Origin of the sequence: Brachyspira hampsonii (assembly GCF_001746205.1) — a bacterium.
Lineage (GTDB): Bacteria > Spirochaetota > Brachyspiria > Brachyspirales > Brachyspiraceae > Brachyspira > Brachyspira hampsonii_B.
The window spans coordinates 404,670-427,960 of record NZ_MDCO01000001.1 but is presented as its reverse complement, the minus strand read 5'-3'; the positions used below and the strand labels follow the sequence as shown (position 1 = coordinate 427,960).

Genomic DNA, 23,291 nt, shown 5'->3' with positions numbered 1-23,291 from the left:
TTTAATTTTTATATTGATAATAATTATTTTTTATGTATACTAATATATACTATATTATAAAATGAAGTAGGGCAGATTATGGCAAATATAGGTATTATAGGGGCAGGAGGTTGGGGACTTGCTCTTGCAAATATTTTCTCTGAAAAACATAATATTAAAGTATGGGTTCATAGTGAAAGCAGTTACAAATTATTAAGCACTTCATATAGAAATGATAATTATTTGGAGAATATAGAATTAAATAGAAGCATCAAATTTACAACAGATGTAGGAGAGGCAGTGAATGATAGTGAGATAGTGATAATAGTAACTCCTTCATTTGCTTTTGCTGAAGCTTGTACAAATATAGAGCCTTATATAAGCAATGAGCAAATATTGGTATCTGCAACTAAGGGACTTGATAGAAAAACAGGTAAAACTATGAGCGAAGTAGCTAGAAGCATAATATCAGGCGATTTATCAATACTTACACTTTCAGGACCATCTCATGCTGAAGAAGCTGCTAAGGGAGTGCCTACTGCAGTAGTTGTGGGAGGTGAAAAAGGCGTTTCTGAATATGTAAGAGATACTTTAACAGTTCCTCCAAAGTTTAGAATATATAATTCTACAGACCAGAAAGGTGTTGAAATAGGTGGGGCTTTAAAAAATATTATAGCTATTGCAGGCGGTATAGTAGACGGACTTCATCTTGGAGATAATACAAAGGCTGCTCTTATAACAAGAGGACTGCATGAAATAGTAAGATTTGCTTTGAGTAAAGGTGCTAGAATAGATACTATGTATGGACTTTCTGGAATAGGAGATTTAATAGTTACTTGTTCCAGCGGACTTAGCAGAAACAATAGATTAGGAAGAGAACTTGCTAAAGGTAAAAAATATCAAGAGGTAACAGCTGAAAGTCATGGGCAGGTTGCTGAAGGAGTATATGCTACTACTGCAGCTTATGAATATGCTAAAAAAAATAGTATTTACATGCCCATAACAGAAGCAATATATAATATACTATTCAATAATGCTAATATAAAAAATACAGTAACAGAACTTATGAGTAAAGAAGCTAAGAGCGAAGGATTCTTTTAATTAGTATATTATAAAAAATAAGGAGATACTATGATAGCATCTCCTTTTATCTTAATTAGAAATACAGTATTAATTTAAATATGAATCTCTTATATCTTTAAGATATTTTACAGATCTTTTTAAGCCTTCATCTTGATCCTTAAGAAGTTTTTCCAAATATTCATTAGAAATTTCTTGAGGATAATAGTATTCTAAAGGCTTTATTTCATTGTATGGATAAGGCTGAGGATGTATTTTAAATGCATTTTCTCCTACTTTATCTACTCCACCTACACCTGGAGCTCTTTTAAACTGTGCACAATATGGGTGGCATGATTCTATATTAATTCTTTTTAGAGGAGATTTATTATATAAAATATCATATATTTTTTTTATATCTAAATTACCTTCACCTATAGGTATTCCGCATACAACATATTTATAAACATCTTCAGGATCTTCTATTATAATATGATCTTTAGCATGTGTTGAGAATGTATATGGAGCCATATTATTAGCAGCTTCTATCGGATCTTCCCAAGCCATCATAGAATTTCCAAAATCAAATAATAAACCTATCCAAGGACTTGATAATTTTTCAACAACCCAAACTAATTCTTTAGAAGTTTCATATTCATGATTTTCTAAAGCTATTTTGATCCTATATTTTTTTAAAATAGGTATAATTTTTTCTAATTTAGGTATTGCTTCTTCGTATATTGAAGTATCAAAATATTGTCTAACCTTGGCCGGATCATATTTGCCGCCTGCCCCAGATTCTTCAGATATTACAGGATCCTTCGTTGGAATATATGTTCTTACAACTTCTGCATCTAATATATGAGCTACTTTCAGAACTTTTTCCAAATGCTCAAACTCTATTCCTTTTGTATCTACTTCTATATATAATCCTAATTTATCACATAATGCTCTAACTTTTTTCAAATGATTAATTTCATCTGTTTCTAAAGTTCCCCAATTAGGATCTAAATTATAGTCTTTTATTATATTAATTTGAACACCGTCTAAACCAAGCTCACTTGTTTTATTAATAAAATCAAATATATTCATTCTTTTATTTTGAAAGAATAAATGATAACTTTCTGTTTCTAAACCTAATTTCATTCTTGAACTCCTAATTTTTCTCTTCTTTTAATCATTGATAAAAGTAAACTAGATATTAATATACCAAGTACTGAAAAACCTGCCATTATAAAAAATACTATTCTATATCCTGCAAATCCGGGATTATTATCTAATATATTTCCATATAATGCAAAAGCAAACATTTGAGGTGAATATCCAAATATACAAGCTATAGACATAGCAGCACCTGATATTTCTCTAGGTACTTTTACTTCATCAATAGGAGCAAAAAATACTGCTCTCATAGAAAATATTATAGCACCATAACTTAATGTAAGAACCATACCTATATAAGGATTGAATTGTCCATGCGGAATAAATGTAAATCCTATTATTGCAATAGCAGATAAGAAAAATGCAAATCTTAAATATTTAGTAGGCGAGTGGAACACTTTATCTGATAATACACCACCTATAGGACCTCCTACAATTTTTAATCCATATTGATTTATTACACCATAAGCCCCAACTAAAGCCACAGGTATACTGTATATATCTTTTAGAAATGGTATAAAATAAGTTAAACCGCAATATACAGAATATACGCTAAATATTGTTAATGAAACTACCCAGATTTCTAAACTTTTTATTGCTTTTATAACACCCTGTATAGCTACCTTATCTCTTGAAACTTTATTTCCGCTTTCATCTTCTAATTTTACAACATCATCTTCTAATAATATGTATGATAATATTCCAGCTACTATAACAGCAGCAGAGAAGAATATTATACCGCCTCTCAATCCTGCAGAACCAGAGCCTAATAATGTAAACACACCTAAAGCACTATAAGCGATAACTACATCCACAATACCTCTTCCAGCTTCTAAGAAACTAAATAATCTCCCTTGTTCATTACTATCACCTAATAATCTTACAGATTTCAATAATACAGGCCAATATATAACTTCACCAAATAATGATAATAATCCCCAAGAAATCAATATACCGTAATATGGCGGAAATGTAGACATATATAATCCTACTAAACCAACACCAATAAGTCCAACAGGTATTAATATTCTTTTAGAAAATCTATCAGATATGTAAATAGAAAAGAAATTACCTATGGTTTGTACAAGTCCGTAAACAGATAAAGCAAATCCTATTTGTGTATGAGTTAAATTCATAAATTCCTGCATAGGTACATAAAATGCATCTTTTAAAGATGACAATTTAAATACAGTTCCGCCTCCAAATACCAGAACACAGAATGTGAACCATTTCTTAAAACTATTTTTTACAGCTTTTTCTTCTTTTGACATAAGTACTCCTTATTTTTATTTATTATGATAAATTGGATTTATCTGAAATAATATTTGATTTTGTATGATTAATAGAAAGTTTATTTTTTATACAAAAATACTTATAATAGAAATGTATACAATAAAATACACTATAATTTAAGTTTTTATTTAATTTATATAAAAAATCTGTTGACTGTTGACTGTTGACTGTTGACTGTTGACTGTTGACTGTTGACTGTTGACTGTTGACTGTTGACTGTTGACTGTTGACTGTTGACTGTTGACTGTTGAACATAAATAATAATCCTATATTATTTAATATAGTTAAAATTATTAGTTTGTCAAATTTATTTTATGAAAAAAGTATGAAATATTATATTTTAGTCATATCAAGAGACTGCTGTACAACTCCTTTTAATATCACAGAAGCTCTGGCATTATCTAAATCTTTAAACTCTAGTATTACATAAGTTATATTATCTATATCTAATCTAAATTTTTTAGCTTCAGAATTAGGATCACCAACTTTTACAAGCCCCCTATAAACCATCCAGCCCTTTAATACAACATTAGCATAACCATTCTCTTTTAAGTCAATATTAAAAGTAAAATACGGACTTTTGCTCTTATAATATCCAGCTCTATCCCTTAATGTAATGGCTTTAGGTAAAGAAGTTGTATCCTTATTATGTATTTCTTCTGGTATAGCGGCCATTTGAGTATTTGTACTTTTACATGATATAAAAATTAATATAGATAAAACAATTAATATATATTTCATACTGTATAATATATAAATTATTTTTATAAATTCAAGTTTTTTTATACTTGAAAGAATATTGCATTTAGTATATTATATACTTTACTTTAATATTAAAAATAAATGAGGATACATATTTTGAATAAAAAATTAGATGAAAATAGAATTAAGGAAGGAGTAGGCGGGCAGGCGGTTATAGAAGGTATAATGCTTAGAAACAAAAGCCATTATGTAGTTGCGGTTAGAAAGCCCGATAAACAAATAGACTTTATTAAAGCTGCTATTACTGAAAATAAAAACAAATTAAGTAAATTGCCTTTCATTAGAGGTGTTGTCAATTTTATTGATATGATGAAATTAGGATATAAAACTTTGGTATTTTCTGCAAATACTGCAGGTATTGAAGAAGAAAATAATAAAAAAGATAATAAGCCTAAATCGGAAAAAAGTGAAAGTATAGCTATGACTTTGAGTATGTTAGTATCTTTGGCATTTGCAGTTGGGCTTTTTATTGCCTTACCTTATTTTATAACTACACTTATAGGAATAGATGAAAAAAGCAATTTTATTGTATTTAATCTAGTGAGAGGATGCATAAAATTGTCTATATTTGTTTTATATCTTCTTGTAATATCATTTTTTAAAGATATAAAAAGGGTATTTGAATATCATGGTGCAGAACATATGGTTGTTAATGCTTATGAGCATGGACTAGATCCTGATTCAGGGAATATTAGAGATTATACTACTATACACCCTAGATGCGGTACTACTTTTATGTTTTTAGTATTAACAGTTTCAATTCTGCTTTATATGTTTACAAGCTATTTTGTATATACATATATATATGCTTCGTATACTCCGCCTAAAATAATTGGAAATTTAACTGTGCTTGCTATCAATATAATTTTGCTTCCTATAGTTTCTGGTATATCTTATGAAATACTAAAATTAGGATTTAAATTTTATAATTTTCCTCTAATGAGACTTGCTATACTTCCGGGGTTAGCTCTTCAAAAAATAACTACTAGAAGACCTCAAGATGATGAAATAGAAGTAGCATTATTTGCCTTATCTAAACTTTTAGATACATCAATCGAAAAAAGAACTGAAGAAGAAGTGCAGGCTGATATGAAAAAAGTCTTGGAAAATAATGATAATATAGCAGAAGAAAGATTATGCGTATAAAAAAGAGGCTTATAGCAAACGATAATTATTATGAATATTCTTCAAGCTATATAAAAAAATATATTTTTATTATAGCAGCTCTTATATTCATTTTATTATCTATAATTATTTTTGTGCATATTAATTATAGGATAGTTCCTTCAAAATCATATATGAGAAATGACACTCCTTTACTTGATGCTAATACAGTCTCTATTACTAATAACAATGGTATATATTATACAGGAGATTTTACTAGTATTCCAAAATCTATACATATAAATGAGGATATGGTAGAAAATTTATATTTATATTTATTTCATGATAATCATATAATATTTTGGAAACTTTATAAATATGGATTAAAGAGATATTTTTCTTATTATGCTTTTAATATACTCGATGGAGATTCTCAGTCTTTTATTATAAAAGAAAAGGAAAAAGATTTTTTAGATTTTTATGATAATTTTGTGAGAGCTCAATTTAAAAAAAATGTTGGTGAATTCAATATTGAAATTCCAAGTTTTTATAATACTAAGATAAATGTAAAATCTTTTATAAGCAATTTGATTAATGCTGAATATTCATTTAAATTTACTAATTTTACAGCTTCTATGGTAAATTGGAAATATAATAGAGCATTATATACAGCATTTTATTATGGTATTCCTAGCGGATATTTAGTTGTTCCGGGAAGTGAAAATGCTATAACGGATACGAGTTCAGTTATAGCTATTAATACAGTTGGGAGAAATCCTTCAAGATATACTCATAATATTACGGCTGCTTTAGTTTATACTTCTTATAATACAGAACCTATTCCTGTATTTATTTATGATTCTAAACCTGAATCGCAAAATTCAAAAATTATTAAATTTCTATTTAATAAAAAATGGTATGTATATAAAAATTTTGAATCGCATGAATATAAAGATGTTATAGATTATTATTCTAAAGAAGAAGGATTCAGTTTTGTATTTACAGTTACAGGAAATTATTTATACGATTCTTTTGGAGGTTTCAATAAGATAGATATGGAAACTACTAAAGGAGTATTGGACGGATATTTTACTGTAAATAATGAGCAGTTTAATATTAATGGCAATGCCGTTAAAGAATTTGTACATAGTGTATTTTAAAAAAGGATATTATATATGTCAGATAAAAAGAAATTTGAAAGGTTATTTGAATTATATACTTCATTAATGTTAGATGGGTTAATAGATAAAAATAAACTTATGTATCAGAATAATATTTCTTTAAGAACATTTCAAAGAGATATAGAAGAAATACAGCTATATTTACAAATAGAGCTGATTTTAGAAAATGACAGATATACTTTAAAAAAAGAAGATTTAAAGAAATTAAAAAGAGGTTTTCATTTTGATAATGATAATCTTAAAAAAAATATAGATATACTATTTTCTGTATTTATGAAAAAGGTAAGTTCAAATTTATCTTTTATACCTCATTCAACAATATCTAAATTATTACCTCAAAATATAGATGATGATTATTATGATGTTATTGTAATTTCAAATAATGAGATAAATAATATATCCGGCGATAGTGAAAGTATAGAAAAATTACTTTCATGTGTTAAAGATTTAAATGATATAAATTTTGATTATTATATTCAAAGCAGTAATATTAATTATAAAGTTAAAGCTATAGCATATCTTATTTATTATTTTCAGGGTATATGGTATTTAGTTGCTTATGATAAAAAATATAAAAAGATAAAAACTTATTCTATAACTAGTATATCTAATATAGAAGTAATGCAGAAATTAAAATTTAATAGTAATAAAGAAAAAGAAGAGTATTATAAAGAATATAAAAACAGAATTAATAATAGAGAAAAATTGATAAAATTAATAGAGAAAAAAAGAAGTATATATTGGAGTGATAATGAATTAACAAAAACTACTATTCGTTTTAATTCTGATGTTGCTCATTATTTTAAAAATAGAGATTACGGATTCAATCAAAAAATAAAAAATACATTAAAAGATGGTTCTATAATAGTTAATTTTGATTTTTCATCTTTTACAGAATTAAGAATATTTTTAAGTCCTTGGCTAGGTTCTTTTAAGATAATATCACCAGAAAAATTTAATAAAGAGTTTATAGAACATTTGAATAATGCTTTATCTGTAATGCAAGGTGAATAAAAAAATTTATATTATAAAAAATAAAAAAGCAGGTAAATAATTTATACCTGCTTTTATTATTTAACTTACTATTTATGATAAACTATAAAGCATATCCCCATAAGTTGGAAGTTTCCAATATTTTTTAGAAACTGTTCTTTCTAATTCATCTATTGTAACTCTCATATCTTCTAAACATGCAAATATTTTATCTCGTGAAAAATTAGCAGATTTTGAAACATCTGTAATTTTTTTACCTTCTGAAATGTATTCTTCTAATTTTGCCAATTTACTGTATAAATCTGAAATAAGTTTGTTAAGTTTATTAATTAAATCACTTTCAACATCAAAGTTTACTTTTAAATTATTTTTCTTATCAGCAATATCCGCAAGCTCTCCGGTGTACTCCATAGAAGAAGGAAGTATATGCTTATAAACCATGTCTATTAATGTAAGAGCTTCTATATTAATTTCTTTAACATACTCTTCCATTCCTATTTCATATCTTGAATGTATTTCAGCTTCTGTTAGCACTTTATGTTTTGTTAATACATCTATATTTTTTTGAGATATAAAATGAGGCAATGCTTCTGGGGTTGTCTTCAGATTAAATAATCCTCTTTTTTCAGCTTCTTTTACCCATTCATCAGAATAATTATTTCCATTATAAATTATTCTTTTATGTTTTTTAATAGTATCTCTTATAAGTTCATCTAAATCTTTTTCAAAATTTGAAGACTTTTCTAATATATCAGCAAACTGCGATAAAGCTTCAGCAACTATTGTATTTAATATTATATTAGGTCCTGATACTGAAAGACTTGAGCCTACCATTCTAAATTCAAATTTATTTCCTGTAAATGCTAAAGGAGAAGTTCTATTTCTATCAGTAGAATCTTTAGTGAGTCTTGCTAAAGAATTAACTCCCATTTCCATTTCAACCTTTCCTTTTCCCTCATAATCTTTGGAATGTTCCATAGATTCAATCACTTCAGTTAATTCATCACCAAGAAACATTGATATAATAGCAGGAGGAGCTTCAGAAGCACCAAGTCTGTGATCATTGCTTGCACTTGCAGTTGTAACTCTAAGTAAGTCCTGATATTCATCAATAGCTTTAATTATAGCTACTAAAAATAGCAAAAACTGTTTATTTTTGGCAGGATTATCTGTAGGATCTAATAGATTCATACCTGTATCTGTTGCTATAGACCAATTATTGTGCTTACCGCTTCCATTTACACCTGAAAAAGGTTTTTCATGAAGTATACAAGCTAAATTATGTTTTTCAGCTATTACCTTCATAAGCTCCATTGTAATTTGGTTTTGGTCGGTCGCCATATTTGTAATAGTAAACTCTGGAGCTAATTCATACTGACCTGGAGCTACCTCATTATGTTCTGTTTTAGCAACTATACCTAGTTTCCAAAGCTCAATATCAAGTTCTTTCATGAAGGCAAGCACTCTAGGTTTAATAGCACCGAAATAATGATCTTCTAATTCCTGACCTTTAGGCGGACAAGCACCAAATAAGGTTCTTTTACAGTATCTTAAATCAGGTCTTTTTAAATATAGTTCTCTGTCTATTAAAAAATATTCCTGTTCTGCACCAACAGTTGTAAATACCCTATTAACATTATTATGTCCGAAAAGTTTCAATATTCTTTTTGCTTCCTTTTCTATAACCTGCATTGAACGAAGTAGGGGAGTCTTTTTATCTAAAGATTCACCGCTATATGAACAAAAAGCACTAGGTATGCATAAAGTATCATCTTTAATGAAAGCATAAGAAGTAGGATCCCATGCTGTATATCCTCTTGCTTCAAATGTAGCTCTTAATCCTCCTGAAGGGAAACTAGAAGCATCTGGCTCGCTTTGAACTAATTCTTTACCGGTAAACTCCATACGAGTTGCACCGTCATCTGTTTGAGCTATAAAGCTAGTATGTTTTTCTGCAGTTACACCTGTCATAGGTTGAAACCAATGAGTAAAATGAGTAGCCCCTTTTTCTATAGCCCATTCTTTCATAGCATGAGCTACTACATTAGCAACTTCTAAATTTAAACGCTCTCCATTTTTTATGGTTTTTATAAGTTTTTTGTAAATGTCTTTAGGGAGTTTATCTTTCATAACATTATCATTAAAAACCATACTACCAAAAATTTCTGGTATTTTTTTCATTTTATATATTTCTCCTAAGAAATTTATTATAAAAATTATAATGCAATATTATATCATTACTTTAAATTAATTCAATATTACTATTAAGAGTTATAAGAAAAAAATAAGAATTTTACAAGTTTTCATGTATTAATTGTTTCAGTTTATATAATGCTTTTAATAATTCTTTTCTATCTATATTATTCCTAGCTGAAAACAAAACTTTTATATCATTAATTTCGGAAAGGGACATATAATCACTGCTTGCAATCCTTTCATAAATATATTCAATAGTCTTTAATATAGCATCATCATAATTATTAAAGTTAAAGTATTTATCGGGCAAATTCCATATAAGAGCTTCTATTATAGGCGGAGTAAGTTCATTAATATATTTAATTTCAGAAGAGAAAGTAAGGAATATATGTTTGAATATTTTTATTAAATTAATAAAATTGGATCCGCAGTTATGTTCTTTTTTATCAAAATTTTTATTATCTAGTTTTGGATAGAAAATTTCATTTTTTTCATTACTATCTGTAACCAAAGCACCTTCAACATTATTATCTAAATTTTTAAACGATGGTATTAATACAATTTTTTCATTTTCATATTCTAAAATTAAAGATGATGATGTAACATTAACTTTATTTGAATATAAATCATCATTTTTGATTAATTCCAAAATAGAAGATTTGAATTTTCTAGTATCAGATGCATTGTTATTATCATCTAATATTAAAAAAACATTAAGATATTCCATGTAAGTTACATCTGTTCTGTTTCGTTTTGAACCAGTTGGAATAATAGAAATATTATTAAACTGCTTATGAGTTGATATTAATTTGGATATAAAATCCAATTTTTTTTCTATTTTATAGTATGGGTAAGCTGTAAAACCGCTTACCCATTTATTTATATAATCATATAAATCTATATATTCTTTCATTTTTTAATTTATACTCTTTTCAAAGCCGCAGCTAATATTTTATCTAAAGGAAGAACTTCATCAACGCCGCCTCTAGCTATTGCTTCTCTAGGCATACCAAATACAGTGCAAGTTTCTTCGTTTTGAGCTATATTATAAGCACCAGCATCTTTCATTTCTTTCATACCATTAGCACCGTCATCACCCATACCAGTAAGTATAATTCCTATAGCTTTGTTTTTAGCATAAACAGCACCGCTTCTAAAAAGTACATCTACAGAAGGTTTATGTCTTGTAACAGGTTCTCCATCTCTAACTTCTATATAATATTTACCTCCTTTAACCTTAATCATAGTATGCTTAGCACCTCTTGCAAGTACAGCCTGACCTCTTCCTATACTCATACCATCTTCAGATTCAGCGACATCAATTTTTAATATACTATTCAATCTTTTAGCAAAAGAGGTAGTAAAATGTTCAGGCATATGCTGAGCAATAACTATAGGAGGAGCAGATGGAGTAACATTTTTTAAGCATTCTATTAAAGCTTCAGTACCGCCTGTAGAAGAACCTATAAGAATAATTTTATCCATAGGAGTTTCTCTTGAAGGAGTAAGCGGAAGTATAATGTCTGCAGTATTTTTGGCATAAACCTTAAATCCAGCAGTTTTAGGAGCTTCCAAGCTAATAGGTGTTCTTTCTACTGTAGGAGTAGTATCAGTAGGCACAGTAACACCGTGCTTTCTGTAGAATTTAGCTCTGTTTGCATAAGCATTTTTGATTTTTTCAACTAAATCTGTAGCTAGTTCTTCAACACCGTCTCTAACATTAGCAGATGGTTTTATAACATAATCAAAAGCACCTATATTTAATGCATCTAAAGCCAATTCTCTATGTTTATCTAAAAGCGAACTAAACATTATTACAGGGATAGGGTTATTAAGCATAAGTTTTTTAAGATAAGTAATACCGTCCATTTCAGGCATTTCTATATCCAAAGTAATAATGTCCGGTTTAAGATTTTTTACCTTATTTTCAGCTAGAATTGGATTTGCAGCAGTTCCTACCATTTCCAAAGCAGGATCTGAGTTTACAATTTTAGTAAGTAATTGTCTAATTAGTGCGCTATCATCAATAGCTAATACTTTAATTTTTGTAGCCATATAAAATCCTTAATTATTAATATATTAAAACAATGTAATATCTGATTTTTCTTCAAGTTTATGCTGTAAATTTTTAGAGTATTTAATTTCTTGTTCAGCAGAAAATTCTTTAGTTTTACCTTCTAATTTTTTCATAAGCACTCTATTTTCTGTATTGAAGAAGAATACTTTTCTAGGCCAATTACCGCCTATATCCTCACTTACTATAGGTATTTTTTCATCTGCCAAGAATTTTTTAGCAAATTGTATATTCTTATCAGGTACTTGAAGGATATTACTAGTCATACCTGAAAGCACATGTCCGCCTCCAAATATTTTAGCTGTAAGATTTTCCTTTTTTCCTCCTAATTTGATAATTTCGTTTATAAGAACCTCCATAGCAAAAACACCATATCTAGTATTATTATAATCGTCAGCCGGATTTTCCCATTCTCTCATTTCAGGAAGCATAAAGTGATTCATACCTCCGAATTTTAATTTATTCTCAAACAGGCATACAGATATACAACTGCCTAGAACTGTTTTTATTACAGCAGGTTCTTTCGAAGCATAGTAACCACCTATATATATTGTGATTCTTTTAAAATTGCTATTGGCTGCTGCCGGAAAATCAATCATTATTATCTCCCATAATTAAATCTTTTTATAGATATTGCTTGCTACATATTTAAATTTATCAGATACACCGAATAATGTTTCTGAGTGTCCTATAAATACTAAACCGTCATCTTTCAAATATCTATGAAATTTATTAAATAATTCCTTTTGGAATTCTTTATCAAAATAAATAATAACATTCCTGCAAAATATCAAATCGAATTGAGTATGAATATCAAAATCTTCATCTTTAAAATTTAATTGTCTAAAAAATAAATTCTTTTTTAAGATATCCTTAACTTTATATAATCCTTCTTTATCGCCTGTACCTCTTAAAAAGTATTTTCTTAATATGTTATCCTGTATTGGATCAACAGATTCATCTTTATAAATACCAGCTCTTCCATGAGCTAATACATTAGTATCTATATCACTAGCCAAAACTTTTATGTCATACTTATCATAGTTAGAACCAAAATACTCATGCAAAGTCATTTGAATAGTGTAGGGCTCTTCTCCGGTCGAGCAAGCTGCTGACCATATTCTAAGATTTTTAACTTTTCCTGCTTTAAAATTTTTTTCCCACTCTGGAAGAAATGTACTTTTCATATATTCAAAATGCTTATTTTCTCTAAAGAAGTCAGTTTTATTAGTAGTAACAGCATTAACAAAATTTGTCAATTCCTCATCTTTAGCATTTTTAACAAAATCTATATATTCTCTGAAAGAGTTCATTTTTAAAGCTCTTAGTCTCTTACTCAATCTAGAAGTTACTAAAGCTCTCTTATGACTAGTCATTTGTATTCTAGTTTTATCATAAATAATTTTAACTAATTCATTAAACTCAGCATCGCTTAAAGCAGGCATATGCTCATTTATATCTTCCATTTTTATACCTCAATGATATTATACTGTTTGATTATTGGCATCATTAGATTTTATAATTTCTTCTATAGGAAGAACCATAATAATCTTATTTTCTAATCTAATAACATTAGAAATTTGAAGTCCTCTCATATTATCAATAGGGGTTTCTGTCATCTGACTTTCATAAACTGTAATAACATCGCTTACCATATCAGCCAATATACCAAATTTTCTATTAGTAGTTGATATTACTATAATAACATCATCTTCAATAGAATGATCGTCTCTTCTATCTAAACCAAATCTTATTCTTATATCAACTATATGAAGAATATTACCTCTCAAATTCATAAGTCCTCTCATAAATTTAGGGCTGCCGGGAACAGGAGTTATATTAGTTACACCTACAATACCTTCAATACTTAATACATCAAGAGCATATTCTTCATTGTCTATTTTAAATACTAAAAATTGCTGGCTAGGTTCAATAGAAATATTTTCATCATGTTCTAAAGATGTACCTCCAACCTGAGGTATATTAGCTGCATTTATTTTTTGATTATCTAACATATTACAATCCTTTATTTTACGCCGTTATTTATTTTTCCTTGTAGAGACATATTTACTAGTCCTTGTATATCTATAATAAGGGCTATTCTTCCGTCTCCAAGTATAGTACCTCCGGCTATTCCTGCATGTTTGCTGAATGCTGAGTCTAAAGATTTAATAACTACCTGCTGCTGATCTAAAAGTTCATCAACAAAAATAGCACATTTTCTATATCCGGCTTCAACAACTACTACTATACCATCATCTATATTATCCACTTGTGTTTCTATTTCAAATACTTTATGAAGTCTTATTAAAGGCAAATATTCATCTCTAATTTTTATCATTTCACCTTTGCCTTCAAAAGGTTTTACCTGTTCATTTTTTACTTTTATTTGTTCTATAATAGAAATTAGAGGCATAATATATATTTGCTTACCTAAAGCAAAAGTAATACCTTCAATAATAGCCAAAGTCAAAGGAAGTTTAACTATAAAAGTACTGCCTTTACCTTCTACAGATTTAATTTCTATTTTACCTTTCATTTTTTCTACATTTGCTCTAACAACATCCATACCAACACCTCTTCCTGATATGTCTGTTATCTTATCCGCAGTTGAAACTCCAGGATAGAATATAGTTCTGTATATTTCTACATCAGAATATTTTCCGTCTTTTGAAAGAAGTCCTTTTTCAATAGCTTTACTTAATATTTTTTCTTTATTTAATCCATTTCCATCATCAGATACTTCTATAACAACATGTCCTTCTTGGTGAGCAGCTGACATTGTTATTGTACCATATTCGGGTTTACCTCTAGCTATTCTTTCTTCTTTAGTTTTTTCTATACCATGGTCCATAGAATTTCTTATCATATGTTTAAGAGGGTCAGATAACTGCTCCAACATATTTTTATCTATCTCAGTAGTTTCACCTTTAAGAACTAGTTTTACTTCTTTATTCAATTCTAAATTCAAATCTCTAACATATCTATGGAACTGATTGAATATAGGACCTATAGGCATCATCCTAATATTCATAACTTCTTCTTGTATTTGTCTGGAAGTTCTATCCATTGAACTTACAGCCTCTTTTAATCCGTTATCAATATCTAAACTTTGAGTAAGCTGCATTATTCTTGACTGTGCTATAACAAGTTCCCCAATTAAGTTCATTAAACTGTCTAATTTTCTAGTATCAACCCTAACTGTTGAAGGAGCCTGAACTTTAGCTTTATGTACTGCAGGTTGAGCCTGAGCATTATTAGCAGGAGCATTTTCTGCAGGTTTAGCTTCTTCAGCTTTAGGAGCTTCTGCAGGTTTAGCTTCTTCAGCTTTAGGAGCTTCTGCAGGTTTAGCTTCTTCATCATCTTTAATATCTGCTTTTGTATTTACAATATTAATATCATTATCATCTATTACAAATAAGAAAATATTTTGCACCTGTTCATCTGGGGCATTAGTATCAAAATCCAAAGAAAACTGAGTATAGCAAACATAAGGATCTTCAAGATTTAAAATAGTTGGTAAATTATTACATTCTATTTTTAAATTATTAATAGTACCAATAGCTCTAAGGTCATTCAAAAACATAAGAGGGTCTATACCATTATCAAAAATAGTAGCTTTAAATCCCATATCAATATGGAAAGAATTAGAGCCTCCGCTAGATGATACTGCTTCTGCAGGCTTTTCCTCAGCCTTAGGAGTTTCTGCAGGCTTTTCTTCAGCTTTAGGAACTTCTGCCGGTTTTGGAGCAGGAGCTACTGCGGCAGGATCATTTCCATCAGCTATAGCCTTAATCTTAGCCTTCAATGAATCTATATTAGTAACACCATCTGTTTCACCCTTACCATCTACAATATTTTGCAGCATAAGTTTAACAGTATCTAAAAACTCAAGAAGTACTGTTATCATTTGCGGAGTTACATCTAATTTACCGCTTCTCACCTTTTCTAATAAATTTTCTGCAACATGGTTTAACTCACTCATAGTAGTGAAACCAACAGTACCCGCTGAAGATTTAAGAGTATGAGCACTTCTGAAGATTTTATTTAAAAGGTCTTCGTCACTTTTATTATCCTCTAACAAAACTAAATCATTTTCTAAACCTTCTACAATCTCTTTAGCTTCGCTTAAGAATATCGAAATAAATTCATCACTATCAAACATGTATTACACCTCTACCTTTGATAAAATTCTTATTAAAAAAATAATAATAAGATGGTTGGACATTAATTTAAAAAACGTTTAACAACGTCCAAAAGTTGAGTCGGGTTAAATGGCTTTACTAGCCAACCACTTGCACCTGCGGCTTTACCCTCCATTTTTTTCTCATCCTGAGATTCTGTTGTAAGCATTAGAATAGGGGTATATTTATGCTGATCTACCTTTCTTACATGCTTAATAAATTCTATACCGTCCATTTTTGGCATATTAAGGTCTGTTATTATCATATCAACATTTGGAGTTTTACCTAGAACCTCTAAACCTGTAGTACCATCATCTGCAGACACTACAGTATAACTGCCCTTTTTCAAGGTATATTCAACAGATGCTCTAGCTGTATTTGAATCGTCTACAATTAGTATTGTTTTAGCCATACTTTAACCTCTTATATCATTAATTATTTTTATCGTTAATTATATTTAAATATTCTACAAATAAATTATCCATGCCTTCTACTATAAGGTTTTTTTGATTTTTCGCAAGCTCTTTTTTCATAGCATACAATATTTGCAAACCTGCTAAATCAACATGGGCAGGACCTTCACAATTAAATTTTACAGTTATATCTTCATTATAATTAGCACTTTTTATGACATTCTTAAAATATTTACCCATAGTTCGTATATTAAGATTATCACTTATTTCTATAACTGACATAAATAAATACCTCCATTACTTTTATTAAAACATAGTAAAATCACCGCTATCGGCACCCACATCTATACTTATATCGACATTTGGTGCATCTTCTCCAGATAAAATACTATTAGCAATAGCTCTTTCTTTTTTTATTGTATAAGAATTAACTATATCCAAATATTTATCACTTTCTATTTTCCAATTATCTATACCTAATGATTGATAATATTCATTCTTTTTATTTCTTATAACATTTCTCATGCTATTAAATATTTCTATTATTTCATTAATTTTGGTTAGTAATGTACTTAAAGAACTTAAATCTATTAAAGTTTTATCTATAAGTCCGAATAATTCATCAGCATAGCTATCTAATCTTTTTATATTATTATTAATAATATATTTTGATTCATCTAAACGTTTGCTTACACTTTCTGTCATAGATTCTATAAAAGAATGCTCGCTTGACTGCTGATTAATATTTGATTTAAATTTATTAATTGAACTGAAAATAGCAGATTTAATATTATGGAACTGCTCCAAACATCCATCTACTGTTTCTGTAATGTTAGTAGCTATAGATTCAACACTTTCTATAGAAAAAGTCTTAGAATTATTAAATATATTACTATTTTTTTCAAGTTCTATTTTCGCTAAAAAGTTAATTGAGTTAAAAGTTTTAGCAATATTTTTTGTTTCCAAGAACATACTTTCCAATTCTTCTATTGAATCTATTATAGCTATATTACTGTCAGATATTCTGTATTTATTAGTTAAAAATAATTTAAAATTTTCTAAATAAAGCTTAATAAAGCCCATATATTCATTAAATAGGGATTCGGAAACTGTAAAAGGAAATTCAGATTTACCTGTTTCTCCGCCTATCATATATTCTACTATAGTGGTTCTATCTGATGTAATATCAGTTAAAGCATCTTTTAAGCCTTTTAAGCTTTTATAAATATCTGAGTTAGTAAGATCTATTTCTTCATGTATCGATTTGAAATTTTCTATTATTAAAGTTAAAACAACATCATCAAATGTAAGCAAATCTAATAATCTATGCTCTAAAGTCTGATTTTCTGTTTTCTCTAAATCTTCAGCATCCATAGTCTCAACTTGAGAACCATAATAATCTATAAAATTTCTGTTTTCATAAACTATAGAATTTATTGATTCAACTATGTGTTCTGTCTGCTGCCTCACTATATCCTCACGAGGAAGAACCATCATTACTTCAAATATAAAATCATAAGTATTATCAACTCTTGATATTATATCTGATATTACATTAGAAAATACTGCAAAAGAATTAACCATGTTATTATGTTCTTTATCAAGCTGTTCTTTCATGATTGTAAAATTTTGTCTTTGCAGTTCATTTGTTTTTAATATTTCAGTTTTAAATGATTCAAACCTTACAAATAATTCCTTACCGATTCTATTCATTTGATCTGCCTGTTCATTTGATGTTTCAGACATTTTTATTATATTTTTAGATATTTCTCCGAAAGCCTTACCGCCGGCACCATATTTAGAAGATATAATAATTGCATTCAATGAATAAACTTTAATTTGATCAGCAAGCATTCTAATTTGTTCTATAGAATCCATAATATTACTTGTTTTGCCTACATCTTCAACTAAGGAATCGGAAAGCTCATTATCCTGTGATATAAAATTCTGCATTCTATCGAATGATCTAAAAAAGTCTTCCTGATTTTCGTCCAGATCATTTGAAAAGTTTTTTTCACCTTTTTCTTTGTTAGTAAAATATGAAAGCAGATTATTAGCTTTTTCATTTTCATTTTTCATTTCTTGTTCTATCATAGGAAATTTTTCACCTATAAAGCTATATACTCTTCCTACTTCTTCAAGAAAAGAATTTATATCTTTTACTGTTGTTTCCAATATTGCGGAATAGTCAAGGATATCCTGCTTTATATTATTGTCTATAATACTAGTTGCTGCCACTTTACATTATTTCCTAACATTCTAAAAAATTATATATTACAATATAAATATAACATTTATTATTGCTTTTTGCAAGTAAAATTTTAATTACACAATAATTTTACAGTAAAATTATATTTAATTAAAGTTTTTTAATATTGTTCAAAAATTTTATTTTTCAGATATAAGTATTTAGAAGTGTAATAGATCCTATTTTGTGATTCTCTGTTACCAAATCCAAAAGTTCTTCTGCTTACTGCAAGTATTGGAGGAGCCTGTATTCTCTTAGAAATGGCCATACCCATATATTGCTTCCACCATCTTTCTAAATCATCTACAAAGCCGGCTCCGCTATTAAAATATTTTTTTAATATTCCTTTTTGGCATCCTATTTTTTCCTCTAACTTTCCTGATATATAAAATTCTAGTATATCTTCTAATATTGCTCTGTTCCAAGATTCCATTAAAAATTTAAACAAATAATCATGATAATCATATTTTATCGGATCTCCCTTGCCTTCATCAACAGCCTGAGCAGTTGAAAGTTCCGCACTAGGCACAATATTTATAGTGCCTTCAGGTATAATTTCATTTTTAAATATTTCCTTGTTAACATAATTAGCTAGTCCGTATATCTGATATTTCCATAAATCTGCTAAACATGCAAAAAATCCTGCTCCGTCTCCATACATAGTTGAATATCCTACCATAGTTTCAGTTTTATTGGCATTGCATGTAAATACACCGCCAAAACTAGCAGCTATAGCAGATAATACTCTTGATGATCTGTCTCTTGCCTGTATATTCTCTATAACAAATGATGATACTTTTAAATGATCTTCTTTTCCATCTTTTATAATAGGGGAGCTTTCTAATTGTTTTACAGTATGATCTACAGATTCCTGTATAGGAACTACCATATAAGCACAGCCTAAATTATCAGATAGACTTTTTGCAAGATTTTTAGTTGTATCAGAATTGAATTTACTAGGCATATTCACAAGTAAAACATTATCCTTGCCGATAGCACTTACATACATTGCAGACGATAAAGCAGAATCAATACCTCCTGATACACCTATAACTACTTTATTAATTCCAATAGATTTCATGAATTTTCTAATTCCGTAAATAACAGTATCATATATTAATTTGTATTCATTTTCTTCCTTTATTTCTATGGACTTTACAAATGATTTATTTTTTACATCTATATCAATGAAGTATAAATCTTCTTCATATCTTTTTCCCGTTAATAATAAATTACCTTTATTATCGTAAATAGAACTTCCGCCATCGAATGTGTATACTGTTTTACCGTTATTTTGTATTCCTACATTATTAACATATATAAGAGGTGTATTATGTTTACTTGCTATTTCTCCATACATGCTATGTCTTTTAATGTCTTTTACCAAAGTATATGGAGAACTTGATATGTTAATAAATAAATCTACATCATTATTGGAATTTATAATGTCCATAGGCGAAAATAAATAATTCTTACTCCATGCATCTTCACATATAGTCAAACCCAATTTTATATTTTCTCCATTGCATTCTATATCTAATGGCTTTAAATATTCTTTTATATCTTTATTGTTTTCAAAAGCTAAATCTTTTAAACTAAAAAAATGTCTTGGATCTTCAAATTCTTTATAATTAGGAAGTAATGATTTTATAATAAAAGGATATTCAGTAGTATTATTATGTATTAATTTACCGTCTTTAGCTACAAACATAGCATTATACTTTCTAAGTCTTCCGTCAAAGTTCTTTTTAGTTTTATCAGAAGCTGCATTTCCAAATATTACATATATTCCATTTGAAGATTTTATTATTTCTTCACCAAGTTCCTCACATTCTCTTATAAATGACTCACTTTCCCACATATCTCCAATCATATATCCTGAAATACATAATTCTGGAAATATTACTATATCCGCATTCTCCTTTTTTGCTTTGCTTATAAAACTTATTATTCTTGCTGCATTATCACAAGGCATAGATGGTATTATTTCTAATTGAGAAACAGCTATTTTCATATTAAGTAACTCCAAATAATTTAAATAATTAATTTATAAAGAAAAAATATAATAAACCGTTATATATATTATAATAAAAATTATTAATTTAGTCTACAATTATAATATAATTATTATAGAAGGTTATATTTGGTATATGAGAAGAAAAGATTTTATATTTGAAGACAAAGAAGAAATACATAATATGCTTAACAGCATAGAATTCGGTGTTATGGCTTTACCTGATGATATACCTTATGCTGTACCTATAAGTTTTTGCTATAAAGATAATGAAATATATTTTCATGGTGCTATGGCTGGAAGGAAATATGAAATTTTAAAAAATAATCCAAAAGTATCTTTTAGTGCTTCAAAACCATATTCATATATACCATCTGAATTTTTAAATGGGAAAATGATACCAACACAGTTTTTCTTTTCAGTCTTTATAGAAGGTGAATTTGAAAATATAGATGATATATCAAGAAGAAAAGAAATTTTATACAAAATAGTAAGAAAATATGAACCTAATAATAATAATTTATCTATAGACAATAAAATATTTGATTATGCCCAAAAGAATATGCTTATAGGCGTTATAAAAATTGAAAATATTACTGCAAAAGCTAAATTTGGGCAAAATATATCAGATGAGGAGATAAAAATTATAATAGATGAACTTAATACAAGATCTAGATACATTGATATTGAAACTATAGATATGATAAATAAACTAAGAAAATGAAAAAAATAACTTGAAAAAAGTATTATAAGTGATAGAATAATATAATAAAATAATCTTTTTTTATTCTAAAAAACTTTAGATATAATTAAATTATTAGTTAAGGAAAAAATTTAATGCAAACAAGAGTATATAAAGCAGGTTCCATAGTATATTTTACAGGCGATACCTCAGATAGAGTTTATATATTAAAACAAGGTCAGGCTCAAAGTATATTTTTATCGGAAGAAACAGGATATGAAACTAGGGAGCTTATTAATATAGGAGAGTTTTTTGGAGTAAAAAGTATACTCGGCACTTATCCGCAGGAAGATACTGTTCAATGCTTAACTGATTGTGTTGTTATTATCATTACTTATGAAGAATTTGAAAGTTTGATTGAAAAGAACAAACCTATAATAATAAAAATGTTAAAGGTATTTTCAAATCAGCTTAGAAGAATTAATAAAAGAGTAAGAGAACTTGTAGAAAATGATATAAGTGAGGAAGGTCAGGATCCTTTAGAGGGATTATACGGAATAGGGGAGTTTTACTTTAAAAATAAAAAGTATAGAAATGCTCTTTATGCTTATAAAAGATATATACAATATGCTGATGAAGATTCTGCTTTTTACAATACCGTAAAAGAAAAAATTGAAGAATGTAAAGAAGAATTAGATATTACAGATGATAGTGATATAGCACCTCCTGTTTCAAATGCTCCTGTTTCAGCTCCTAAAACTCAGACTAAAGCCGCAATTAATGATCCTGCATATAATAAGGCTGTTGAATTATATAACAACAATGATTATATTAATTCATTAAAAGCATTCAATAATTTAATTAAAAGCCCTGATGCTGCTGTTGCTGAGAATTCTATATTTTATATGGGTAAATGCTATTATAATATAAATAAGTATGATAATGCTTCAACTGTGTTATTATCAGCGATAAAAAAATATCCTAAATCTTCAAATGTTAAAGAGGCTATACTCTTTTTAGCTAAGAGCTGTGAGGGCAGCGGAAATAAAACTAAAGCAAAAGCATATTATCAAAAAGTTATTTCAATGCCTCCTATGGATAATTTCTCAAAGGAAGCAAATGCAAGTATTTCAAGACTGTAATTTTATATAAAAAGAAAGTAAGGAACAAATATGGATAATAATTTAAGTTCTCATACAAAAAAATACAATACTGATGATGTTATATTTCTGGAATATGAAAGAGGAGATAAATTCTATTTAGTTCAAAGCGGATCTGTAAAAATTACTAAGGTTATAAAAGATGTTGAAAAATTATTAGATATAGTTTATGCAGGTGAATTTTTCGGCGAAATGGCTATATTAGAAGATACAACAAGAAGTGCATCAGCCATAGCAAATGAGCCTACAGTGCTTTTGGAGTTAAGAAAAGAAAATTTCCAAAATATATTGGCTAACAATACAGTTATGGCTTTGAAGCTGTCAAAGACTTTTGCTAAAAGAATATTTGATGCCAAAAGAAGACTTTTAATACTTCAGTTAAATGAAACTGATTTGAGAGTATATGACTGTCTTTTACTTCTGGCAGAACTTCAGAATATACCTAGAGATCATTATTATGAACCTCAGGAATTGAATGCTACTATAAACGATATAGCTAATTGGTGCGGTGTAAAGGTAGTTGAAGTACAGAAAGTTTTAAATACATTGGTAAAAACAGGTAAAATAGATATTAGAACTAATACAATTTATGTTAAAAACTTAAAAGAGATTCAAAGGCAAATAGATTTAAAGAGAAAGAAATCATAATAGTAAATAATTTTAAATAAGTTAGCTGATGACTGATTATTTCGGTTATCAGCTTTTATTTTATAATAATATAAAGATATTTATTTTCATTAATTATTTAAATATATTCACTAAAAAACATATATTAATAATATAATAAT

General features: G+C 28.0%; 21 protein-coding genes. 7 read left to right on the top strand and 14 right to left on the bottom strand.

The window, feature by feature from the left end:
* Positions 1-78 precede the first annotated feature (78 nt).
* Positions 79-1,080, top strand: coding sequence for an NAD(P)H-dependent glycerol-3-phosphate dehydrogenase (locus BFL38_RS01925; RefSeq protein WP_069725475.1), 1,002 nt, complete (start codon positions 79-81; stop codon positions 1,078-1,080).
* Positions 1,081-1,149: 69 nt separating this feature from the next.
* Here the strand turns inward: BFL38_RS01925 and BFL38_RS01920 are convergent, their stop codons facing one another.
* The 3 genes from BFL38_RS01920 to BFL38_RS01910 form a co-directional block, all read right to left on the bottom strand.
* The gene (locus BFL38_RS01920) at positions 1,150-2,184 is read right to left on the bottom strand and encodes a sugar phosphate isomerase/epimerase family protein (RefSeq protein WP_069725474.1); all 1,035 of its coding nucleotides are present in this window, start codon (positions 2,182-2,184) and stop codon (positions 1,150-1,152) included.
* Positions 2,181-3,470, bottom strand: a complete 1,290-nt coding sequence (locus BFL38_RS01915) for an MFS transporter (RefSeq protein WP_069725473.1) — start codon at positions 3,468-3,470, stop codon at positions 2,181-2,183. Before BFL38_RS01915 ends, BFL38_RS01920 begins: the two co-directional genes overlap by 4 nt.
* A gap of 355 nt (positions 3,471-3,825) precedes the next feature.
* Entirely contained in the window at positions 3,826-4,233 is a 408-nt protein-coding gene (locus tag BFL38_RS01910) for a hypothetical protein (RefSeq protein ID WP_069725472.1), read from the bottom strand.
* 117 nt (positions 4,234-4,350) lie between these two features.
* Here BFL38_RS01910 and BFL38_RS01905 point away from each other — a divergent pair, with 117 nt between their 5' ends.
* The 3 genes from BFL38_RS01905 to BFL38_RS01895 are packed head-to-tail and all read left to right on the top strand — an operon-like array spanning position 4,351 to position 7,553.
* Positions 4,351-5,400 carry a DUF1385 domain-containing protein gene (locus tag BFL38_RS01905; RefSeq protein ID WP_069725471.1) on the top strand — a complete coding sequence of 350 codons (1,050 nt, stop codon included), beginning with the start codon at positions 4,351-4,353 and terminating at the stop codon, positions 5,398-5,400.
* Positions 5,391-6,518 carry a hypothetical protein gene (locus BFL38_RS01900; protein WP_069725470.1) on the top strand — a complete coding sequence of 376 codons (1,128 nt, stop codon included), beginning with the start codon at positions 5,391-5,393 and terminating at the stop codon, positions 6,516-6,518. The genes BFL38_RS01905 and BFL38_RS01900 overlap by 10 nt, the downstream gene beginning before the upstream one ends.
* A 15-nt stretch (positions 6,519-6,533) precedes the next feature.
* A complete protein-coding gene (locus BFL38_RS01895; protein ID WP_069725469.1) occupies positions 6,534-7,553 on the top strand; it encodes a helix-turn-helix transcriptional regulator in 1,020 nt (339 codons plus the stop codon).
* Between the two features lie 72 nt (positions 7,554-7,625).
* Here BFL38_RS01895 and BFL38_RS01890 read toward each other — a convergent pair whose 3' ends face one another.
* From BFL38_RS01890 to nadE, 11 genes are all read right to left on the bottom strand, one after another.
* The gene (locus tag BFL38_RS01890) at positions 7,626-9,713 is read right to left on the bottom strand and encodes a glutamine synthetase III family protein (protein ID WP_069725468.1); all 2,088 of its coding nucleotides are present in this window, start codon (positions 9,711-9,713) and stop codon (positions 7,626-7,628) included.
* A 112-nt stretch (positions 9,714-9,825) separates the two neighbouring features.
* Positions 9,826-10,641 carry a nucleotidyltransferase-like protein gene (locus BFL38_RS01885; RefSeq protein ID WP_069725467.1) on the bottom strand — a complete coding sequence of 272 codons (816 nt, stop codon included), beginning with the start codon at positions 10,639-10,641 and terminating at the stop codon, positions 9,826-9,828.
* 8 nt (positions 10,642-10,649) lie between these two features.
* On the bottom strand, positions 10,650-11,783 hold the full coding sequence (locus BFL38_RS01880) for a protein-glutamate methylesterase/protein-glutamine glutaminase (protein ID WP_069725466.1): 1,134 nt from the start codon (positions 11,781-11,783) through the stop codon (positions 10,650-10,652).
* A 24-nt stretch (positions 11,784-11,807) separates the two neighbouring features.
* A complete protein-coding gene (locus BFL38_RS01875; RefSeq protein WP_008725296.1) occupies positions 11,808-12,401 on the bottom strand; it encodes a chemotaxis protein CheD in 594 nt (197 codons plus the stop codon).
* A 15-nt stretch (positions 12,402-12,416) separates the two neighbouring features.
* Positions 12,417-13,268, bottom strand: coding sequence for a CheR family methyltransferase (locus BFL38_RS01870; protein WP_008725294.1), 852 nt, complete (start codon positions 13,266-13,268; stop codon positions 12,417-12,419).
* An 18-nt stretch (positions 13,269-13,286) separates the two neighbouring features.
* Positions 13,287-13,817, bottom strand: coding sequence for a chemotaxis protein CheW (locus BFL38_RS01865; RefSeq protein ID WP_008725292.1), 531 nt, complete (start codon positions 13,815-13,817; stop codon positions 13,287-13,289).
* A gap of 11 nt (positions 13,818-13,828) precedes the next feature.
* Positions 13,829-15,967 carry a chemotaxis protein CheA gene (locus BFL38_RS01860; RefSeq protein WP_069725465.1) on the bottom strand — a complete coding sequence of 713 codons (2,139 nt, stop codon included), beginning with the start codon at positions 15,965-15,967 and terminating at the stop codon, positions 13,829-13,831.
* 62 nt (positions 15,968-16,029) lie between these two features.
* The gene (locus tag BFL38_RS01855) at positions 16,030-16,398 is read right to left on the bottom strand and encodes a response regulator (protein ID WP_008725288.1); all 369 of its coding nucleotides are present in this window, start codon (positions 16,396-16,398) and stop codon (positions 16,030-16,032) included.
* A 19-nt stretch (positions 16,399-16,417) separates the two neighbouring features.
* The gene (locus tag BFL38_RS01850; RefSeq protein WP_008725274.1) at positions 16,418-16,681 is read right to left on the bottom strand and encodes a hypothetical protein; all 264 of its coding nucleotides are present in this window, start codon (positions 16,679-16,681) and stop codon (positions 16,418-16,420) included.
* A 24-nt stretch (positions 16,682-16,705) separates the two neighbouring features.
* Positions 16,706-18,637, bottom strand: coding sequence for a chemotaxis protein (locus BFL38_RS01845; RefSeq protein WP_069725464.1), 1,932 nt, complete (start codon positions 18,635-18,637; stop codon positions 16,706-16,708).
* Between the two features lie 131 nt (positions 18,638-18,768).
* The gene (gene nadE, locus BFL38_RS01840) at positions 18,769-20,661 is read right to left on the bottom strand and encodes an NAD(+) synthase (RefSeq protein ID WP_069725463.1); all 1,893 of its coding nucleotides are present in this window, start codon (positions 20,659-20,661) and stop codon (positions 18,769-18,771) included.
* A 136-nt stretch (positions 20,662-20,797) separates the two neighbouring features.
* Here nadE and BFL38_RS01835 point away from each other — a divergent pair, with 136 nt between their 5' ends.
* The 3 genes from BFL38_RS01835 to BFL38_RS01825 all read left to right on the top strand — a co-directional run bounded on the left by BFL38_RS01835 (position 20,798) and on the right by BFL38_RS01825 (position 23,151).
* Positions 20,798-21,385 (top strand): pyridoxamine 5'-phosphate oxidase family protein, encoded by a 588-nt coding sequence (locus tag BFL38_RS01835; RefSeq protein ID WP_069725462.1) that lies wholly within the window; start codon positions 20,798-20,800, stop codon positions 21,383-21,385.
* A 113-nt stretch (positions 21,386-21,498) separates the two neighbouring features.
* A complete protein-coding gene (locus BFL38_RS01830; RefSeq protein WP_069725461.1) occupies positions 21,499-22,485 on the top strand; it encodes a cyclic nucleotide-binding domain-containing protein in 987 nt (328 codons plus the stop codon).
* 30 nt (positions 22,486-22,515) lie between these two features.
* Positions 22,516-23,151, top strand: coding sequence for a Crp/Fnr family transcriptional regulator (locus tag BFL38_RS01825; protein WP_008729254.1), 636 nt, complete (start codon positions 22,516-22,518; stop codon positions 23,149-23,151).
* Positions 23,152-23,291: the final 140 nt, after the last annotated feature.

Excerpts from the sequence above, each read along its gene's own strand:
- BFL38_RS01925 (WP_069725475.1), top strand. The coding sequence starts at position 79 with ATGGCAAATATAGGTATTATAGGGGCAGGAGGTTGGGGACTTGCTCTT.
- BFL38_RS01920 (WP_069725474.1), bottom strand. The coding sequence starts at position 2,184 with ATGAAATTAGGTTTAGAAACAGAAAGTTATCATTTATTCTTTCAAAAT.
- BFL38_RS01915 (WP_069725473.1), bottom strand. The coding sequence starts at position 3,470 with ATGTCAAAAGAAGAAAAAGCTGTAAAAAATAGTTTTAAGAAATGGTTC.
- BFL38_RS01910 (WP_069725472.1), bottom strand. The coding sequence starts at position 4,233 with ATGAAATATATATTAATTGTTTTATCTATATTAATTTTTATATCATGT.
- BFL38_RS01900 (WP_069725470.1), top strand. The coding sequence starts at position 5,391 with ATGCGTATAAAAAAGAGGCTTATAGCAAACGATAATTATTATGAATAT.
- BFL38_RS01895 (WP_069725469.1), top strand. The coding sequence starts at position 6,534 with ATGTCAGATAAAAAGAAATTTGAAAGGTTATTTGAATTATATACTTCA.
- BFL38_RS01890 (WP_069725468.1), bottom strand. The coding sequence starts at position 9,713 with ATGAAAAAAATACCAGAAATTTTTGGTAGTATGGTTTTTAATGATAAT.
- BFL38_RS01885 (WP_069725467.1), bottom strand. The coding sequence starts at position 10,641 with ATGAAAGAATATATAGATTTATATGATTATATAAATAAATGGGTAAGC.
- BFL38_RS01880 (WP_069725466.1), bottom strand. The coding sequence starts at position 11,783 with ATGGCTACAAAAATTAAAGTATTAGCTATTGATGATAGCGCACTAATT.
- BFL38_RS01875 (WP_008725296.1), bottom strand. The coding sequence starts at position 12,401 with ATGATTGATTTTCCGGCAGCAGCCAATAGCAATTTTAAAAGAATCACA.
- BFL38_RS01870 (WP_008725294.1), bottom strand. The coding sequence starts at position 13,268 with ATGGAAGATATAAATGAGCATATGCCTGCTTTAAGCGATGCTGAGTTT.
- BFL38_RS01865 (WP_008725292.1), bottom strand. The coding sequence starts at position 13,817 with ATGTTAGATAATCAAAAAATAAATGCAGCTAATATACCTCAGGTTGGA.
- BFL38_RS01860 (WP_069725465.1), bottom strand. The coding sequence starts at position 15,967 with ATGTTTGATAGTGATGAATTTATTTCGATATTCTTAAGCGAAGCTAAA.
- BFL38_RS01855 (WP_008725288.1), bottom strand. The coding sequence starts at position 16,398 with ATGGCTAAAACAATACTAATTGTAGACGATTCAAATACAGCTAGAGCA.
- BFL38_RS01850 (WP_008725274.1), bottom strand. The coding sequence starts at position 16,681 with ATGTCAGTTATAGAAATAAGTGATAATCTTAATATACGAACTATGGGT.
- nadE (WP_069725463.1), bottom strand. The coding sequence starts at position 20,661 with ATGAAAATAGCTGTTTCTCAATTAGAAATAATACCATCTATGCCTTGT.
- BFL38_RS01835 (WP_069725462.1), top strand. The coding sequence starts at position 20,798 with ATGAGAAGAAAAGATTTTATATTTGAAGACAAAGAAGAAATACATAAT.
- BFL38_RS01830 (WP_069725461.1), top strand. The coding sequence starts at position 21,499 with ATGCAAACAAGAGTATATAAAGCAGGTTCCATAGTATATTTTACAGGC.
- BFL38_RS01825 (WP_008729254.1), top strand. The coding sequence starts at position 22,516 with ATGGATAATAATTTAAGTTCTCATACAAAAAAATACAATACTGATGAT.